The organism is Portibacter marinus (assembly GCF_021533195.1).
Classification (GTDB): Bacteria; Bacteroidota; Bacteroidia; order Chitinophagales; family Saprospiraceae; genus Portibacter; species Portibacter marinus.
This window is the reverse complement of record NZ_JAJNKB010000010.1, coordinates 64,713-82,878: the sequence shown is the minus strand read 5'-3', so window position 1 is coordinate 82,878 and position 18,166 is coordinate 64,713. Positions and strand designations below refer to the sequence as shown.

18 protein-coding genes are annotated in these 18,166 nt (G+C 37.4%); all 18 read right to left on the bottom strand.

Annotation, left to right across the window (positions count from 1 at the left end):
* Positions 1-32: 32 nt before the first annotated feature.
* The 18 genes from neuC to L2567_RS18195 all read right to left on the bottom strand — a co-directional run bounded on the left by neuC (position 33) and on the right by L2567_RS18195 (position 18,013).
* Positions 33-1,187: a UDP-N-acetylglucosamine 2-epimerase gene (neuC, locus tag L2567_RS18280; protein WP_406626725.1), complete on the bottom strand. Its 1,155-nt coding sequence runs from the start codon at positions 1,185-1,187 to the stop codon at positions 33-35.
* Positions 1,184-2,197: an N-acetylneuraminate synthase family protein gene (locus tag L2567_RS18275; RefSeq protein WP_235299274.1), complete on the bottom strand. Its 1,014-nt coding sequence runs from the start codon at positions 2,195-2,197 to the stop codon at positions 1,184-1,186. Before L2567_RS18275 ends, neuC begins: the two co-directional genes overlap by 4 nt.
* Positions 2,190-3,146, bottom strand: coding sequence for an SDR family oxidoreductase (locus L2567_RS18270; RefSeq protein ID WP_235299273.1), 957 nt, complete (start codon positions 3,144-3,146; stop codon positions 2,190-2,192). The genes L2567_RS18275 and L2567_RS18270 overlap by 8 nt, the downstream gene beginning before the upstream one ends.
* Positions 3,147-3,166: 20 nt before the next feature.
* Positions 3,167-3,883: a hypothetical protein gene (locus L2567_RS18265; protein ID WP_235299272.1), complete on the bottom strand. Its 717-nt coding sequence runs from the start codon at positions 3,881-3,883 to the stop codon at positions 3,167-3,169.
* On the bottom strand, positions 3,880-4,845 hold the full coding sequence (locus L2567_RS18260) for a Gfo/Idh/MocA family protein (protein ID WP_235299271.1): 966 nt from the start codon (positions 4,843-4,845) through the stop codon (positions 3,880-3,882). The genes L2567_RS18265 and L2567_RS18260 overlap by 4 nt, the downstream gene beginning before the upstream one ends.
* Positions 4,842-5,885, bottom strand: a complete 1,044-nt coding sequence (gene wecB / locus L2567_RS18255; RefSeq protein WP_235299270.1) for a non-hydrolyzing UDP-N-acetylglucosamine 2-epimerase — start codon at positions 5,883-5,885, stop codon at positions 4,842-4,844. Before wecB ends, L2567_RS18260 begins: the two co-directional genes overlap by 4 nt.
* The gene (locus L2567_RS18250; protein WP_235299269.1) at positions 5,882-7,156 is read right to left on the bottom strand and encodes a glycosyltransferase; all 1,275 of its coding nucleotides are present in this window, start codon (positions 7,154-7,156) and stop codon (positions 5,882-5,884) included. The genes wecB and L2567_RS18250 overlap by 4 nt, the downstream gene beginning before the upstream one ends.
* 2 nt (positions 7,157-7,158) lie before the next feature.
* Positions 7,159-7,737 (bottom strand): acyltransferase, encoded by a 579-nt coding sequence (locus L2567_RS18245; RefSeq protein ID WP_235299268.1) that lies wholly within the window; start codon positions 7,735-7,737, stop codon positions 7,159-7,161.
* Positions 7,727-8,386: a class I SAM-dependent methyltransferase gene (locus tag L2567_RS18240; protein WP_235299267.1), complete on the bottom strand. Its 660-nt coding sequence runs from the start codon at positions 8,384-8,386 to the stop codon at positions 7,727-7,729. Before L2567_RS18240 ends, L2567_RS18245 begins: the two co-directional genes overlap by 11 nt.
* The gene (locus L2567_RS18235; RefSeq protein WP_235299266.1) at positions 8,383-9,774 is read right to left on the bottom strand and encodes a lipopolysaccharide biosynthesis protein; all 1,392 of its coding nucleotides are present in this window, start codon (positions 9,772-9,774) and stop codon (positions 8,383-8,385) included. The genes L2567_RS18240 and L2567_RS18235 overlap by 4 nt, the downstream gene beginning before the upstream one ends.
* The gene (locus L2567_RS18230; protein WP_235299265.1) at positions 9,775-10,812 is read right to left on the bottom strand and encodes a glycosyltransferase; all 1,038 of its coding nucleotides are present in this window, start codon (positions 10,810-10,812) and stop codon (positions 9,775-9,777) included. It lies immediately after the preceding gene.
* Positions 10,813-10,888: 76 nt separating this feature from the next.
* Entirely contained in the window at positions 10,889-12,076 is a 1,188-nt protein-coding gene (locus L2567_RS18225) for a glycosyltransferase (protein WP_235299264.1), read from the bottom strand.
* Between the two features lie 14 nt (positions 12,077-12,090).
* A complete protein-coding gene (locus L2567_RS18220) occupies positions 12,091-13,215 on the bottom strand; it encodes a type III PLP-dependent enzyme domain-containing protein (RefSeq protein WP_235299263.1) in 1,125 nt (374 codons plus the stop codon).
* Positions 13,216-13,368: 153 nt separating this feature from the next.
* Complete coding sequence (locus L2567_RS18215) at positions 13,369-14,673, bottom strand: hypothetical protein (protein ID WP_235299261.1); 1,305 nt, start codon at positions 14,671-14,673, stop codon at positions 13,369-13,371.
* Between the two features lie 178 nt (positions 14,674-14,851).
* Positions 14,852-15,940, bottom strand: coding sequence for a DegT/DnrJ/EryC1/StrS family aminotransferase (locus tag L2567_RS18210; RefSeq protein WP_235299260.1), 1,089 nt, complete (start codon positions 15,938-15,940; stop codon positions 14,852-14,854).
* A gap of 37 nt (positions 15,941-15,977) precedes the next feature.
* Positions 15,978-16,244, bottom strand: a complete 267-nt coding sequence (locus L2567_RS18205; RefSeq protein WP_235299259.1) for a DUF2061 domain-containing protein — start codon at positions 16,242-16,244, stop codon at positions 15,978-15,980.
* Positions 16,241-17,554 carry a UDP-glucose dehydrogenase family protein gene (locus L2567_RS18200; protein WP_235299257.1) on the bottom strand — a complete coding sequence of 438 codons (1,314 nt, stop codon included), beginning with the start codon at positions 17,552-17,554 and terminating at the stop codon, positions 16,241-16,243. Before L2567_RS18200 ends, L2567_RS18205 begins: the two co-directional genes overlap by 4 nt.
* A 153-nt stretch (positions 17,555-17,707) precedes the next feature.
* Positions 17,708-18,013 carry a four helix bundle protein gene (locus L2567_RS18195; RefSeq protein ID WP_235299360.1) on the bottom strand — a complete coding sequence of 102 codons (306 nt, stop codon included), beginning with the start codon at positions 18,011-18,013 and terminating at the stop codon, positions 17,708-17,710.
* Positions 18,014-18,166 lie beyond the last annotated feature (153 nt).

The following is an 18,166-nucleotide window of genomic DNA, read 5'->3' as shown; positions in this document are numbered from 1 at the left end:
CCTGTGTTTCTGCAATATGAATCTTAAGATTTTTAATAAGTCAACCGCTTCGTATACCCAATCTGTATTTGGGCGATTTTCTGTGCAATTTCATCACCGGATTGACCATCACCATAAATGTCGTCATGTTTCCTGACCATTGAAATTGCTTGATTAATTGCTCCTTTTATTTTATCACGATTATGCTCAACATCAACTATATTCTGTCCTCGTTCTCTTCCACTTTGCCTACTTCCAATATTTACAACTGGAACTCCCAAATAACTACACTCTCTTATACCGGCACTTGAGTTTCCTATCAGACATTTTGAATTGTATAATAGCTTAAGAAAGTCTTTTCCTTCCATGTTTTTGAAGAAGTGGATATGGTCTATATTATGATTTTCTCTAAAACTTCTGATTCCCTTCGATGTACCATCAGAACCGGCATCTACATTCGGCCAAAACCAAAATGTAGGAATATTAAGTTCATAGATGGCATGTAATGTTTCCTCTATTTGAACTCTGCTTTTCTGATATTCTGTGGTGACGGGATGTTGCAATACGACCAGGTATCCTTGTTCCCAATTTTTAATCTTACCTACACCACCGTATTGTTTAAATAAATCAAAGTCAATTTTTGGGTTTTTTAGAACCATGTCTGCCAGATCAATGGATGGACAGCCGGTATTAAAGACCATATTCGGATCTTCACCCATTTTTATAACCCGCTCTTTGGCTTTTTCAGTAGCGACTAAATGGAGATCAGCTAATTTAGTGATGGCATGTCTTACTTTTTCATCTATATTTCCGGTCACCTCTCCTCCCTGAATGTGTATCAAAGGCAAATTCATATAGCTCGCAGCTATAGCTGTAGACATTGTTTCAAAACGATCAGCAACGGTTACAACAGCGTCCGGTTTTAATTGCTCAAAAACTGAAGCCAGCTCAATGATTCCCAGACCTGTAGTCTTGGCCTGTGCTGTTAGATTTTCACCTTCGAGAACATTGAAAACTTTAGCGTCTATTTTAAAACCATCCTCTTCTATGTATTTGACGGCTGTGCCATATCGGTCCAGCAATGCAGAAGCAGCTACCACTAACAGCAAATTAAGCTGCGGATGATTCTTGATTGCAGTTAAAGCTGTTTTTATCCTGCTATATGATGGCCTTGCCGTAACTACTACACAAATATTCTTCAAACTCAATTTTTTATTAAATGATCTTCCGTCAGAAAATCCCATTTGTTTAATGACTTGCTGATGCGTCTACCAATGACCTCTTCATATCTGTTGGCGCCGATACCTCTACCAGAAGGTTTTTTAGCTTCCAAATCCTCAAATTTCAATTGATGACCAACTTCAAGATCTTTATTTACGGCTAGTGTTTTTTCAAAAATGTCCTTCAACTTTGTAAATGGTTTTAAGTCATTTTTATCAATTGGATTATTTAAACTCTTTTCTATTGACCTCACCCCGCTTACCAGGGTCGATATCTGATCGATCGTAAGAGAGGAGGTTGAATCAGGTCCAAACATTCTTTTATCAAATACAGCGTGAAACTCTAAAATTTCAGCCCCCAAGGCTACTCCTGCAACACCTGCATATATGTCTCCTGTATGTTCTGAAAGACCAATCTTATAATTTGGATATCGCTTTTTTAATTCAGTAATGATATTAAGGCCTAATCTCTCATAGGGTGTGGGATAGGCTGTAGTACATTGCAGGACAGAAATTTTGTTGTGATGTTTTTCTAAATGTTCTATTGCTCGGTCTAATTCTTCAAAAGAGCTCATTCCCGAGGAAAGAATTACTTCTTTGTTAGTCCTGGCTATTTTTTCAAGAATCAAGAAATTAGATATCTCTCCGGATCCTACTTTATATCTTTTTACATTTAATTTTTCCAATAGATCTACGGCCTCTTGCGAGAAGGGAGAAGAGATAAACTCCAAACCCACTTTTTCGCAATGATTTTTAATTTCAAACCACTGCTCGAAACTAAACCCCATTCTCTTCCAATAGTCAAACCTGGTCTTATCTTCATAACTGAAATTAACTCTGAAAGGCTCATAGATGCTACTTTCTGCTTCAGCAATGTGTGTTTGAAATTTGACAGCATCTACACCCGTTTCGGATATAGCATCAATGTAAGAATGTAGAATTCCTAAACTGCCATCATGGGCTTGAGCTATTTCAGCAATTATAAAAGTTTTAGCCATTGTCCTGGTAGTATTTATAGGTCAAATTCAATCCACTTTTGACATCAATTTCCGGTTTATATTTTAAAGTGGTTTTTACTTTTTCAATACTGGCTAAACTGTGTGGTACATCTCCTGCCCTCGTAGGGCCATAAACCGGTTCAATGCTTTTCCCGGCTATTGAAGTTATGTACTGCCACAAGTCATTCAAAGAAGTTCTTTGACCACATGCGATATTAAATATTTGATTTAAGGCGCTTTTTTCCTCTGTGAATAAAGCGAGCAAGTTCGCTTGCACCGCGTTCTCCACATAGGTAAAATCCCGACTAAACGAACCATCTCCATTAATAGTCGGCGCCACTTCCTCCATTGCCGCTTTGAAAAACAGGGGTATAACAGCAGCATAGGCTCCATGCGGATCCTGCTTTGGACCGAAAATATTAAAATACCGCAATCCTATAAACTCCATCTCATACAGCTTTCCAAATACGCTTGCATATAATTCATTGACCAATTTAGTAACTGCATACGGTGAGATAGGAGAACCTATATTCTCTTCTCTCTTAGGCAATTCATTGGAATCTCCGTAAGTAGATGAGGAAGCGGCGTACACCACGCGTTTAATTCCTCTATCCTTTGCGGCTGTGAAGATATTTAACGTCCCTCCAATATTCACATTGTTAGTTGTCACCGGCTGCTTAATGGACCGAGGCACAGACCCCAGTGCCGCTTGATGACAAACCATGTCCATATCTCTACATGCGTCATAACAGGTATTGTACTCGCGAATGTCACCCCACATAAACTCAAATTTGGGTTGGTCCATGAACTCTTCTATATTTCCTCGTTTGCCTGTAGATAAATTATCAAGTACTCTGACAAATGAAATCCGGTCATCTTGAAGCATTGCATCCAAAATATTAGAACCAATAAACCCCGCACCTCCTGTCAATAAAACTTTTTTTCCCATAAATGTATTCTCCGCTATTTCTAATTAATCACTTTTTTTTGGACATTGCTATTTATAAGCACAACCCCATACACATACCCCACAATTCCAGTCATCACCAACATTTCACCCCAATCCTCAATTAATGCCAATATTTGATTCACATACTCTGAATCTATGTCCGTCAGATTATATAATGAATGCAAAAAATCAATGCCCACTCCGAAAATGGCCAAAAAGACTACCAGCAGCATTAACTTTTTTGAAAATAATTCATATTCCGAATCCACTCCCGATTTAATAAAAAACCATATTAAGATTGCAAAAATAATGAAGACAAGAAAACTGAACACGACTTGAATAACGACCATTGGCAACTTACCTGCTTCCGGACTTAAAAAAGTCTCTTTGAAATAGACGCCAGCTCCTTCATGTAATCCCATCATGTCATCTGCAAGCAAATAAACAAAAAGCAAACCCAGAATGGCAAACAACACTTGTTTTGTATTGAGGGACATCATGAATAGAAAAAGTGCAATCTTAAACTCTTTGATATATTGAAATACTTCCGCATAACTACGATCTCGTGTCATCAAATAGAAATCAAAATCATCAGTATGTCTCATATAAAATGCAGCAAATACATGCAAGATTAAAAAAGCCACATCTGTCAATAGAAGAGCCAGCAACAGTATCTTTACACCATTTTGGAGATTGTTAAAATCCCCGAACAGGCTGTTAACTAGGTCTTTGATCACCTCTTAAACGGATGTTTAATTAATTTCTTCTCACAAAAAGGATGATAATGACCCTTAAGTCCAATGGGATCAGATTGCCGAATTTCATGTACCAGTTCAATGGCTTTTCTTGATTCTTCTATACCGTAGCCTCCGCCATTCAGTATATCCTGGTAACTTTTAGTATGTAATTCCGTGAATCCCTGACTGAATTCAATCTCTCTTCCATCAATGGTAACACTTCGATAAGTACGTTGACCATTTGCCTTTACAGCTTCGGGTAATGTATCATAATTGATGCTTAAAAACCATTTTACCCGTGCATGGTCAAACTCGAGATAGCCGGCAGCCCGATCGTGTGTATGTATGTGCACCAAATTGTTTCGAACCTCTCCGAAAACCCATCCGAGCATATCAAAAAAGTGCACGCCGATGTTGGTTGCGATTCCTCCTGATTTAGATTCGTCTCCTTTCCAGGAAGTGTAATACCAAAGACCTCGAGAGGTCTGATATGTCAAATCAAATTCAAATATTTTATCCTTAGGTGCATTTGAAACCAAGTTACGCAAATCAATAATGCTATCGTGTAATCTTAATTGCAGGATGTTATATATGCGCTGTCCAGTTTCCTGTTCCATTTCCTGAAGTGCATCAATATTCCATGGATTCAGGACGACCGGTTTTTCACAAATCACATCTGCCCCATACCTCAAGCCGAAGCGAATATGCGCGTCGTGCAAGTAATTCGGGGAACAAACGACCACGTAGTCTACTTTTTCTTTTCTCCTCTTGAGCTTTTCCAGGTGTCTGTCGAATCGCTCAAATTCTGTGAAGAAGGCAGCATCCGGAAAGTATGAATCTATGATGCCTACCGAATCATTGGGATCATAAGCGGCAATCAATTGACCACCTGTATCTTTAATGGCTTTCATATGCCGGGGAGCGATATATCCGGCAGCACCTATCAGAGCGTATTTCTTCATAGTATATTCATTATCTCGCCAACAATTCTATCTGCGGCATACCCATCTCCATATAAGTTGGAGTCATAGACAATCTTTGATTTTTTAGAAATGAGTGCATTTAATTTCTCCAAATCTTCAAAAAGCAATTGGTTGGCTCCTCTTTCCAAAGTTTCTACCCATTCCGTTTCAGTTCTAATCGTTATGCAAGGTTTCTCAAGCCAATAGGCTTCCTTTTGCATACCACCACTGTCTGTGATCAATCCATCTGATGCGCTGAGCAACGATAGATTATTAAAATAGGGTTGGGGGTCAATTAATTTAATATTTGATCCGATGGGAATATGATATGCTTGAATACTTTGGCGCGTTCTTGGATGCACAGAAAAGATGACTTGCTTCCCCAATTGCTTCAGTGATTCAAGAACATATTTTAATCTTTCTTCGTGGTCAACATTATAGGGTCGATGTAAGGTTACGTAAAGATAATCCCCTATTTGGTCAGATGAGAGGACATCACGCTCTCTACTAATTCTAATCAGGTCTTTCATTATGTCACCCACCATGAAAACACCCTTTTCAATACCTTCAGCTTTTAAATTTTTAACTGCCGTTTTGCTAGGTACCAAAAGTAAATCAGAAACGTGATCGGTCAAAACCCTGTTTACTTCTTCCGGCATCGCTTTATTATAACTGCGAAGGCCAGCTTCAATGTGTACCAATTTTATGTGTAGCTTGGAAGCTACAAGAGCACCTGCTAGTGTAGAATTGGTGTCTCCGTAAACTACGATGACATCAGGCTCTTCTTTGAGGACGATGTTTTCTATTTCGATCAACATTTGCCCGGTTTGCTTGCCATGACTCCCCCCTCCCAAAGACAATTGAAAGTCTGGTGTTTTCATACCCAATTGATCAAAGAAAACCTGACTCATATTTTCATCATAGTGTTGGCCAGTATGAATCGTCATCAGATTAAAATGGTCAGAAGCGGCCATTTCCAAAGGAAAATGTTTGATAAATTGTGGTCTCGCACCAATGATGGCGATTACTTTTTTATTCATCGGCATACTTCCTCTATTAATTCACAATATTCTATTGCCAATTGTTTTCTGCTGTATTGCTCGATCCCTTCTACATCGGCAGGAGCATTGTTTTTCATTAATTTTTTAATGATTTGTGTGCATTGATCAACTTCACCATATGAAATATAGTAGGCGTGATTAAATGGGTGTAATAAATCTTTTACATCTCCTTTTTCAGGACCAATGGCTAGAATAGGACGTTTGGAGCCCAAATATTCAAAAACCTTTCCGGTCAATATTCCTGCCGCATTAGGTGTATTATTGATCACCAATAATAAAACATGCGCTGATTGCATGACCACTACGGCTTCCGAATGTGGGATAAAATCTTCTAGTTCTACCTGATCACTTACTCCAAATTCGGCCAAACTATTTTTTACAGATACATCTGTTTTACCAATGATCCTAACCTTGGGGTAGAACTCTTCTTTCCGTAACTGAGATAGACTTTTCCATAAAACATTTGGATTTCTGTCTTTATTCATTGAACCAAGGTGCATAATGGTAAATTGAGGATCAAGTTCAACCGATTCTTCAAAATCCAATGGGTCGAAACCATTCGTAATGACATCTACATGATCAGCACCCAGCGCTTCTAATTCTTTGGCCATGGTAAAACCCACAGTAACAATTCGATCTGCTTGACTAAGAACCAATTGTTCCATTCGCCGGTGCCTGCGATCTGCCCATGAAGTCAATTTTAGTTGATCATAAAAATCTATATTGGTCCATGGATCTCGGAAATCTGCAATCCATTTTATTTGAGGGAATTCTTTTTTGACGCCATGTGCGATCATATGCATGGAATGAGGGGGCCCGGTCGAAATAATGACGTCGAAATTATTATTGACCTGTAATTTTTTCAGGTATCGTCTGGAAGGGTTTATCCAGAGCATTCGAGCGTCTGGAATAAACAAATTCCCTCGAATCCAGACAGATAAGGATTGTGCCAGGGATTTCTTTTCGTTAATAAAGCCTGAATAGACTCCTTCTTTTTTGTTTTTACCAGTAAATTTCTTGTAGATGGCATAAGGCTCTCTTATAGAATGTTTGATAATGGTCAAACGATCATCAATTTCATTTACCAATGATGGATCATAGGCTGGATATTCTGGATTAGAGGGTGTATAGATGTGTAGGTCAATGTTGCAGTCTGGAAAATACCTGCTCATTTTTAACCACCGATGAACGCCACCGCCTCCGGATGGCGGCCAGTAGTAAGTAATTAGAAGAACTTTTAAATCAGACAAATTTAACTTTGTTTGCTTACTTTCCCATCTATCAATAAATAGACTTCTTCGCTTTCAGGGCAAATGGCCTGATTATTTTCATCGAAGTGTAAACGATGGCCATATTCACTCATCCAACCTATTTGCTTTGCCGGGTTACCTACCACAAGCGCATAATCAGGAATTTCCTTGGTTACTACTGCGCCTGCCCCTATAAATGCATATCGGCCAATGTCATTTCCACAGACGATGGTTGCATTTGCTCCGATACTTGCACCTTTTCCGACTTTTGTTTTTTCGTATTGCCCTCGCCTATTCACGGCACTTCTGGGATTGGTTACATTGGTAAAAACGCAGGACGGACCAAGAAAAACGTTATCCTCACATATGACCCCTGTATATATGGAAACATTGTTTTGAACCTTAACATTTTTGCCCAATACTACCTTAGGAGATACGACAACATTCTGTCCAATATTACAATCCTCCCCAATTACTGCTTCTGACATAATGTGTGAAAAATGCCAAATTTTAGTTCCTGCTCCGATAGAACAGTTTTCATCAATATATGAACTAGGATGAACTTGTATCTTATTGCTCATTTTCTTTTGTACGTAATTCAAAAAAATGATGGTAACGATTTCTAGGTTCGAGATACGATTTATCTATATAAAGGTATTTAGAAATAATTCTTTCAATTTCTTTGATAGTAGTTGCTTTGCTGTAATTAATCTCCCAAAAATGACCTTCCCATTTCACTCCTCTTGAGGGTGACCTTAGTTGGAAATTAAGATTTTTTGTGCGCTGGTTTCGTATTCTAAATGATAAACTGAGATCAAGAATATTTTTATGTCGGTTTGGCAATGTCAAGATTACCCACTTTTGAGAAATTTGAGAAATTTGTTTAATTATGCCTTCAAACTCATCAAATGGTAAATGTTCTAGTACTTCTGCACATAAAATTAAATCAAATTGATTTTTAGTAAAATATTGATTTAATTTTGTTAAATCGCCTACAACTGTTGGGTTTAGCTTTTCATTTATATCAAATGTAACAACCTCAAAGCCACCTTTTTTCAGAAAATCTGAAACAAATCCATTACCAGGACCGATCTCCAATATTCTGGAGGGTTTTTTCTCATGCACTAATATGAGTTGTGTCGTCAAGGAATCAATTTGGGAACGATTGAAGTAGCCATCACTGAAATAAAATTGCTCATCAATAGCTTTTTCTTTTTCTTGTCCTTTCATATTGTAAGCAGGTCATATTGAAAGTATGAAAACCAATTGGATATCAATAACCTCAGTAGGTAAAAGCATCCAAAAATAAAGGCCATTATCAATATTGATTTTATAAATAGTGGTATAGCATTGATATCCAAAAGTGCAAATGTGGAATTGAGAAAAAAGGCGTATCCAATGACACTAGAGAAGGAATAAATAGCTATTGCAAGAAGCAAGTGACTAGTGGATATACCTATGTAAATTCCAAGGATTCTACAAATAGCAATAACAATCTGTAATATAAGTAGTTGGTCCTCTTTGTGTGCTACATTGAATAAATTCGAAAAAGGACTGCTTATGATTTTGAAAACGTAAAATACACTGATGATTGCGGCAACTTTACCTGCAGTTAGCCATTCATCGCCTAAAAAAATTTTAAAAATAATGTCACCAAATCCAAAGATTAATCCAAAACCTAGACATGAAATAACTAACAATTTAAAAAATATACTCTTTGTCAATTCTTTAAGTCGGGCTTTGTCATTCACATAAAGTGATGCCGCTTCCTTAAAATATACAGGAGCAAGTGCTTGGCCTATCAGGTTATAAGAAATATTCAAGAGATTTCTGGCCATTCCAAAAAATCCAACTGCAGCTATGCCAAACTTACCTACTAATAAATATAAGGGAAGGTCCGAGGTAAACGTACTAATCAGTGTGGATGGCAGTACTCTAGTTGGATATTTAATAAATTCCCGTGCTTTTTGAAAAACCTCGAAATTAGAAATGGAAAACACGTTTCTCATTTTTTTTACGAGCGAAAATGATAGTAATGTAAAAATCCTCGCAATATTACCGACTACATTTGCGAGAACAAGACCAATAGCACTTGGAGTTAATATTTGTGATAGCAATAAAGCAGATCCCTTTTCGCTACCACTCCACACCACCATAGAAGACGAATTCTTTTTAAACAAAGCTTCTCTAATATTAGAGTAGTTACAAATCTGTGAAATACAAATGAGAAACATAGAAAATGGCAAAAGATGAATAAGCTCACCTATATTTTCAGTATTAGTAGCTGCCATAAATTTATCTCCAGCGATCAGAATAACAATTTGAAGTGTTAATGTACCTATAATTGAAAGTGCGATTACTAACTTAAGAAGTTTAAGAAACTCTCGTTCCAATTTAGGGATGACCAATGCCACCGGGTATGTTCCTAATATAATTGTTGAAATAATTGTAGCAAGCGAAAAATACTGATAGTATACGCCGAATTGTTCTTCCGAAAATATCCTAGTTAGTACAGGAGTAAGAATGAAGACAATAAGAAAATTTGCAAAAGCCCCTGAAGACATAATCAAGAAATTTTTCTTGAAAGGACTAAATGATTTGTAGTCAAAATTTAACATTTAGGATGCAAACTTAAGTACCTCTTGCATTTTTGCCGTCCAACTAAAATTCTTAACAGCAAAATCCTGAATATATTGATTGTTTTCATTTTTCGAAATAAGCTTTTTGTAAAACCTTACAACATCATTTATATCGATGATAGATTCATCATAACTTATTAAATAAGCAAAATCAACATTTTTGAAGTCTGGGTCCTTAGGATCCACCAGTATAGGTAGACCATTTAAGGTGTATTCTTTAGATTTTAATGTACTTGTGCTATCCAATTTGAGTCTATGCAACCCAAGAGATCCAACACCAATATTAGATTGAGTTATTAACCTTGACAAAGAAGTTCCGGATTGGAACCCATGGAAAATAACATGGTCTTCAAGTTTCAGTTTTATTACCAATTTCTCAAGGTTTTTCTTCTCTGAAGAATCTCCTACAACATGAAAAAAAACCTTTGAATTATGATCACTTTTGTAATATTCAGCCAAACCTTTGATTATTCGGTCGTAACCATGCCAAAATGAAATATTAGCAACCCCTATTAGATGAATTTCTTGATTTTTAATGCCCCAGTTAGATAAATTTGGTAAGGGTTTAACCTGTATTCCGTTAGAGATAGGTATTGAGGGCTTATTTTCTATGATCTTCAAGTTATTGAAGTTTACCGTTAAATCAACATGTTTATTGAAAGTTTTCTTTAAAATGCGATCGAGTAAGGAATAATATTTAGCTTTTAACCCTTTGTCTTCTACGGAATATGGATATGAGGGATATTCTACAACGACAGTGAATTTTTTTCTTTTTAAATACCTCAAGAATCTAATTACTGAATAATTCACTTTCAAAAACCTGAGATAAAGGATTGAGTCCGATTGCCATGCCACATTATTACGAGTAATTTTAAAAAACCTACTTGATTTGAATTGCTTGACCAACCTGTTCCTTAAATGCTTTGTAAAGCCTATTGTTTTGCCATCTATCTGAACTTCTTCGTCATACAATGAAATGAGATGAGCATCAACACCCAAATCTTTAAAAGCTTTCAATTGCCCCTTTATCTTCTTAATAACTCCAAGTGATCTATCTTTCGAAAGGTCTCTAATGGTTACATAATAGACCGTTTTAGTCATTCAGGTGTATTAGTCTATTGGCAAAATCAGTATAATTAACCAGAGCATTGTAGTTTTCTGACCAATAATCGATGATTAATGCTCTCTGATAAATATGACTATTGGCAACCACTACTTTATCTAAAATATCAGCTAATTCATATATGCTTGCAGAATGGCTTAAAAAATGTCCAGTAACTTCATTTACTATTTCCGTATTACCGCCAACATCTGATGCAACAATTGGAATTCCATAGGAGATTGCTTCCATGATTGAAACCGGTACACCTTCACTTGTACTGAAGTTAATGAAAGCGTTAACGTAGTTTTCGCTATAAAATTTTTGAATAAGATCGTTTGCTTGAAACCCTCTATAGTGCACATTTAGATTACTTAACTGTAATTGGTAAGTTTTTTCAATCAGATCTTCCAGTAAGGGACCACTTCCAAAATGAATGTATTCAAAGTTTAATTTTGGATTCTTCATAGCTAGCTCTGTAACAGCCATCAAGATCTTATCTAATTGTTTTAAAGGTATGCAGTTAGAACAAGAAACCAGTCTTTTTAGGTTTCCAGAGACATCATTAGATATAGGTTGATACAACCTGGTAGTTCCAAGTCGAGATAATTTTACGCTCTGTTGTGGTATTTGATACGTTTCTTCTAGATATTTTTTACCAACATTAGAAACTGAAAAGATCATAAGTTTCTTTCCAATAAAGTGATGCAACGGATGAATATATTTCAGAGTGTAAATATCTGATCCATGTGCTCTACTAACTTTTCTTATCTTTTTATCCAATAGAGAAACTGCAAAAGCTGTGCTTTTTAACCAATAACTATAAAAGATACTGTCTGTTGAATCTATAATTCTAATTTTTTTATAGATGGATTTGCCCTCAGAACATATTTTGAAAAAATATCTGAGAGATCGAATCAGCCGAACTCTTGTACTCTTATATTGTAAGAAAAAGTCTTTAAAGTACTTAACAAAGAAAAAATTGATGACCATCTCTTTTATTAGTGACCGTAAGTTTATGGATGTTAATCTATCATCAATTTGACAGTTAACTGGAATCTCTCTACTTATGGTGTATTTTTTCTTAGGTAATAAAATAATGTGATCAAAAAAAGGAGCTATGATCTCAAGTTCAGATTGCAAGAATGATTCACCGTTACCATATGGGAAGGACTCAGTCAAGATATACAATTTGCTCATAGAATCTTTACTTCCACCTCCTCGCGACTACAATGGCTGCTCCACATGCTCAGTGAATTCGCTCCGGCGTCTGTAATAATGATGAAATCTCCAGCATCTATTTCCGGAAGTTCGATTCCCCTTTTTAGAAAATCCCCACTAAAACACAATGGTCCCCCTATATCGTATTTCTTTTCATTTCCCAACTTAAGTTGACCTTCCTGATTAATTACTAAATAGTCATGATGGGGCGGAGCGGAACTGTATATCTCGCGCGGAAATAAATCTGCTCCAACGTGAATCAAAGCAATATCTGTTTCAGACCGACTAAGTAAATATTCCACCTTACTAATTACAAATGCACAATGGGTCTGAACAAATCGACCGTACTCAGTAATGATCTGATAATTCAGAATCTCCGGACTATGAGCTATCAGTGCTTGAAAAAACGATTCAAGACCTTCCAATGAAGCCGAGATACCTCCTCCAATATCTATGAATTCGAGTTTTTTTCCCTTACTCGCTATTTCTTCAGCTATTTGCACGACAGAGCTGATGGCTTTAATGTGGTTTACCCTACTGCCGATTTCAGATCCCGCATGAATATGCAAGCCACTAACGTTATCCATCTTTAAAGCATACTGCACGATCTCCGAACGCTGACTAATGGGAATTCCAAATTTGGAACCCGTATGGCTTACATTATAAATACCAGGAGATTCAATGTCGACCAAAGGGTTGATCCTGATACCTACGTTGACCTCCATCATACCTTTAAGTCGATTTAACTCTTCAAAGCAATTGGCATTTATGGTCATTCCCGGATAATTTTTGGCGCAGGATTCTATTTCCTGAACAGTTTTTACCGGGGAATCAAAAACAATCTTATCAAAAGGGCAGTTGGCCTGAGCTGCAAGCAATACTTCTTCATATGACGCTGCCTCCAAACCACAACCCTGCTGTGTAATTTCTGCCAGTACCTCAGGGTGTGAATTAGACTTAATGGCTACGGCATGATTTGTACCTGCTGGAAAAACAGATTTCAAATGATTAAGACGGTCATTCAATAGCTCACGGGAATAGACGTAAAGTGATCTTTCTATAGGTCGTGTCGCTAGAATATCAGAGGTAATTCTGCTCATTTGCTTTGGAGAATACCTTCGTAATCGTGCTTCATTACTTGTGTTTATGGTACTTTTACTTTCCACAATCTATAAGATGGGATTTGTCATTGATCAGTGCTCCACACTTTGTGCGTCAAAATCAACCTTTAGCAAAGTTTTGCACAATCTAATCTAAGAATGCCCACGATTCACAAATTCTATAACCTTGCGATCTAATAAATCGACTAAAATTCGGTCATTTTTAAATCGTTCGTCTTTGGACCTCTTCAGTAAGTTAAAGATATTGTTACTGCCCAGCGCTAGTCTGATAAAGGCTCCGTGACCATACCTGACAGGCTGACCAAAAAACACTTTATGGAACCGATCAAAACAGTGATGATCCTGCTCCACTACAAACTTGAAAAACTTTCTGAGTTCATCATATTCCAGATACCCGCCGTCAGGGTGGCGTACTTTAAATGATATGATGGTAGAATTGGTCTGATCCTGATGGGGCATTAGCTCAAAATGCTTACTTGCTTTTATTTCTTCATTGACAATGTCATTCCATCGATAAAGCAAGCTATTGACCTCATCTACTGGAATAGCATTAAAACGCTCCATCTCGTCGATCGCTATTTCCCACCTTAAAGTCAATCCGGGATTCTCTTTTTTAGGGAAAAATTTTCGTAAATTTTCATACGCTTCGGGAAAGTCATAATAGGAGAATATCCTGTCAAAGCCCTTCACCAGTTCGGGATCGACGGTACATCGCTGAACAAGTCGTGCATATGCTTTGGGAATCAACATCACTCCACAAAACGGTGGTGCCATATAAAATTTGGACCCAGTAATCATGACCATGCAATTCATGTCCAAAAGTTCATTTACCAATTTCTTGGAGTTCCTGAACTGGCACAAATCTACCACCCACATGACATTATTATCGATCTTGGGGATCAGGCTAATATCGTCCTCAATTCCGGATTTACTACCGATGACCAGCGCACCAATTTTAGCCATTTTCGGGTGCTTATCGATTTCCTGTTTTATGTTTGATGCATGGTCGATAATATGTCCCTCCTTCGTACGTGCTGTGAATCGGCTCAAACTGATGTTGTAATGAGGATTGATATCTTCTCCTTTCTCAACGGGCTCTCCAAATTGGTTCTTGTCTCCAAAATATTTGCCTAAAAATGCCATTTGTGAACCTGAACCTAATTCTTCTGGACAAGTCAACAAAACCAATTGCTCTTTACCGGGTTGTAAAATCTCAGAAATAATAGAAGGTAGATAAGCCAGATCACTTCCTGAAGGAGCGAAAACCACATCAAAAGCATCCTGGCCTTTAAAATTTAAGAGTTCTTTCAGTCGAGTGCTTTGTGTTTTCCGGATCGTCGAATAATCTTCCTGTTCGATATAATCACAAAACTGTCCTAAGAGTGCTCCGGATTGTGGATTTAAATTCGAACAAGTACAAGACCCTCTGCTAAACATACCTTGATAATCACAAGGTGCTATATGGTATTTGTGTTTACCGTTTTCGAGTAAATCGATACGTTCATCTCCCCCATCACTAATTAGTTTTTCGTGATTGAGGGCCTTTAATTCCTCTTTCAGATTTCTATTTATTTCAGTATTAATGACTTAGTGGCATTTTTTGCGAGAGGCAAAGTTAAGATAAAAGCTGATTTATTATATACTCTTGCTGACTTTGAGTCAATTCAGTATGCATGGGTAGTGAAATGACCGATTCACATAGCTTCTCTGTATTTTCCAGGTATAAATTTTCGTTCCAATTTTTAAAGGCTTCTTGTTTATACAGCGGAATAGGGTAATAGACATTGTGTGGAACTCCAGCTTCCTTCAAATGCTCTTTAAGTTGATCTCTGTGATCTGATTTTAATGTATATTGATGAAAAACATGAGTGCTATCCGGATTTCTGTACGGTGTAGTTATGTCAATGTTTTTCAGAAGACGATCGTACAGGTCTGCTGCATCACGCCTGGCTGCAGCATAGTCATCTAGATACTTAAGTTTAATATCTAAAATAGCTGCTTGAATGGCGTCCAGGCGGGAGTTTACTCCAATTCGCGCGTGGTGATACTGCTTGGATTGACCATGGTTGGCTACCATTCTAATTTTTAGTGCCAATTCGTCATCGTTGGTAAACAGGGCGCCACCATCGCCCATACAGCCCAGATTTTTGCTTGGAAAGAATGAGGTACAGCCAATGTGTCCTATGGTTCCAGATTTTTTACCTTTGTACTCTGATCCAATGGATTGTGCAGCATCCTCAATTACAAATAGACCATGTTTTCCGGCAATAGCCATAATAGCGTCCATATCTGCATTTTGCCCGAATAGGTGCACTGGAACTATAGCCTTTGTTTTTTCGGTGATGTATTGTTCCAGTTCATCCACTTTGATATTGAAATCGTCCAAATTGACATCTACCATGACGGGCTTGAGTCCGAGAAGTGCTATTACCTCTGCTGTTGCTACATAAGTGAAAGCCGGAACAATCACTTCATCACCAGGTTGTAGTTCCAGTGCCATCATGGCTACTTGTAAGGCATCTGTGCCATTGGCGCAGCCTATCACATGTTTACAATGGAGATATTCTGCCAGGTTTTTCTCAAATCTGTTGACCACAGGACCTTTAATAAATCTGGTGGAATTGATGACATCGAGCACTGCCTGGTCGATTTCCGATTTAATTTTAAGATATTGACCTTTCAAGTCGACCATTTCAATGTTCATAACCGTCTAGTTTTTATTGGAACGAAGCTCAAAAGTTTCATGTTTGCTCAGATTTTTTCTTCTTTACACCAATCCATCTTCTCAATGTTCCTCTTGGCAACATTAGCCACGCTCTTTCATGGAGATAGTATAGAAGCAATTTGATAAAAAACTCTATACTAGCTACTTTAACAGCGGTATCCATTTCTCCCGTAGTGAAATAAGTGATGAGAAGAATGGTGGTGGATGCGATGATCCTCCATGTTATTCCTTTGACAATACTTCGTAGATGTGATTCTTCTACGTATTCATGTTTCTTATTCATGAGGTTATTTTGGCTCGACCGATACTTTCATAATGAAATCCTTCTTCATTCATCGCATCTAAATCATAGAGGTTTCTACCATCAAAAATAATAGGTCTTTTCATTACTTTTTTCATCGTCTTGAAGCTTGGAGTTCTGAATACACTCCATTCTGTCATAATGGCCAATGCATCTGCATCTATTATGGCTTCATATTGGTCGTTGACGAGCTCCAATTTATCTCCGTAGATTTCACGAATGTTATCCATAGCCTCTGGATCAAAAGCCTTGATTTTAGCTCTTTTTGCTAATAATTTGTCAATTGTGTAAAGCGCAGGAGCTTCTCTGATATCATCCGTATTAGGTTTAAATGCCAATCCCCAAATGCCAATGGTCTTTCCTTCAAGTGATTCAAAATGGTTAATGATTTTGTCTGCGATTCGCTCACGTTGAACAGCATTGACATCTAAAACGGAATTCAGAATTTTAAACTCATAATCATGATCTTTGGCTGTCTTACTTAATGCCAGGACATCCTTGGGAAAACACGATCCACCAAATCCCACACCAGGAAATAAAAAGCGCTTTCCTATTCTAGTGTCACTGCCCATTCCTCTTCTCACAGCATTTACATCTGCGCCAACCTCCTCACATAGATTGGCAATTTCATTCATAAAGCTAATTCTGGTAGCCAGATAGCTATTTGCAGCATACTTGGTCATTTCTGCCGACCGTTCATCCATAAAATATATGGGGTTTCCGGTTCTCAAAAAAGGGGCATATAGCCTGTCCATGACTTTTTTCGCCCTTTCCGAAGATGTTCCTATCACTACTCTGTCAGGTTTAAGAAAATCATCGACTGCAACACCTTCTCTAAGAAATTCCGGATTCGAAACCACGTCAAAAAGAGATTCATCCAGATTGCTAGCCAATGCAGCATGAACTTTTTCGGCAGTACCAACAGGAACGGTACTTTTATCAACGATAACTTTGTAATCAGTTATGATTTTACTGAGGTCTTCTGCCACCCCCAAAATGTATTTTAGGTCTGCGCTACCATCTTCTCCAGGAGGCGTAGGCAAAGCTAGGAAAATCACTTCAGCATCTTTGATGCCTTCTTCAAGTGATGTCGTGAAACTAAGTCTACCTTGTTTGGTATTTCTCTCGAATAAGAGTTCTAGTCCCGGTTCGAAAATAGGGACTTCACCATTTCTCATTCGATTTACTTTGTTTTCATCGATGTCTACACACACTACTTCATTCCCGGTATCTGCAAAGCAAGTTCCTGAAACGAGCCCTACATAACCTGTGCCGATGACAGAAATTTTCATTGTTGTTTAGAGTTTAAAGTTGAAAGTTTGCATTATTTGAGATGTCATATTTTCGGTTTTTCATTTTTTAAAACAGGGGTTAAAAAAGTTAAAAAGTGAATGTGTTAAATAGGTAATTCTTCATGTTTTTTGGTGCTTTATGAATTTTGAGAATTACGATTTTAGATTTACGGGTAATTTGGATTTCAATGTTTTGATAGACTTCACAATTATTGAAAGAAGTACATTGTTTTCGATAGACTCTTTCTTAGTTTCTATATCTGGAAACCTGTTATGGATCAATTCTAACCAAAATAACGACTCATCCAGTTCCTCCTCAACAATTTTAAGCTTGTTGATCATATCTTTTGTAGATTTTGCACGATAAGCAGAGCGATAATTGACAGCAGAAGATGTGCTAGATCGTATAAGTTGATTCTTGAAAACTTTAGATTCTTCATTAAAAGGTACTTGTTTCAGGACATCTAAAACTGATAACCCAATTGAAAAATCGTTTTTTTAATTGCTCTTTATTCAAATGCTATTTTCCGCAAATCGCAAATCGCAAATCGCAAATCGCAAATCGCAAATCGCAAATCGCAAATCGCAAATCGTAAATCGGCACGGCTTCGC

Bases quoted from the DNA above. Each gene is read 5' to 3' on its own strand.
- L2567_RS18275 (WP_235299274.1), bottom strand. From the start codon at position 2,197: ATGGCTAAAACTTTTATAATTGCTGAAATAGCTCAAGCCCATGATGGC.
- L2567_RS18270 (WP_235299273.1), bottom strand. From the start codon at position 3,146: ATGGGAAAAAAAGTTTTATTGACAGGAGGTGCGGGGTTTATTGGTTCT.
- L2567_RS18260 (WP_235299271.1), bottom strand. From the start codon at position 4,845: ATGAAGAAATACGCTCTGATAGGTGCTGCCGGATATATCGCTCCCCGG.
- wecB (WP_235299270.1), bottom strand. From the start codon at position 5,885: ATGAATAAAAAAGTAATCGCCATCATTGGTGCGAGACCACAATTTATC.
- L2567_RS18245 (WP_235299268.1), bottom strand. From the start codon at position 7,737: ATGAGCAATAAGATACAAGTTCATCCTAGTTCATATATTGATGAAAAC.
- L2567_RS18240 (WP_235299267.1), bottom strand. From the start codon at position 8,386: ATGAAAGGACAAGAAAAAGAAAAAGCTATTGATGAGCAATTTTATTTC.
- L2567_RS18235 (WP_235299266.1), bottom strand. From the start codon at position 9,774: ATGTTAAATTTTGACTACAAATCATTTAGTCCTTTCAAGAAAAATTTC.
- L2567_RS18220 (WP_235299263.1), bottom strand. From the start codon at position 13,215: ATGAGCAGAATTACCTCTGATATTCTAGCGACACGACCTATAGAAAGA.
- L2567_RS18215 (WP_235299261.1), bottom strand. From the start codon at position 14,673: ATGTTTAGCAGAGGGTCTTGTACTTGTTCGAATTTAAATCCACAATCC.
- L2567_RS18210 (WP_235299260.1), bottom strand. From the start codon at position 15,940: ATGAACATTGAAATGGTCGACTTGAAAGGTCAATATCTTAAAATTAAA.
- L2567_RS18205 (WP_235299259.1), bottom strand. From the start codon at position 16,244: ATGAATAAGAAACATGAATACGTAGAAGAATCACATCTACGAAGTATT.
- L2567_RS18200 (WP_235299257.1), bottom strand. From the start codon at position 17,554: ATGAAAATTTCTGTCATCGGCACAGGTTATGTAGGGCTCGTTTCAGGA.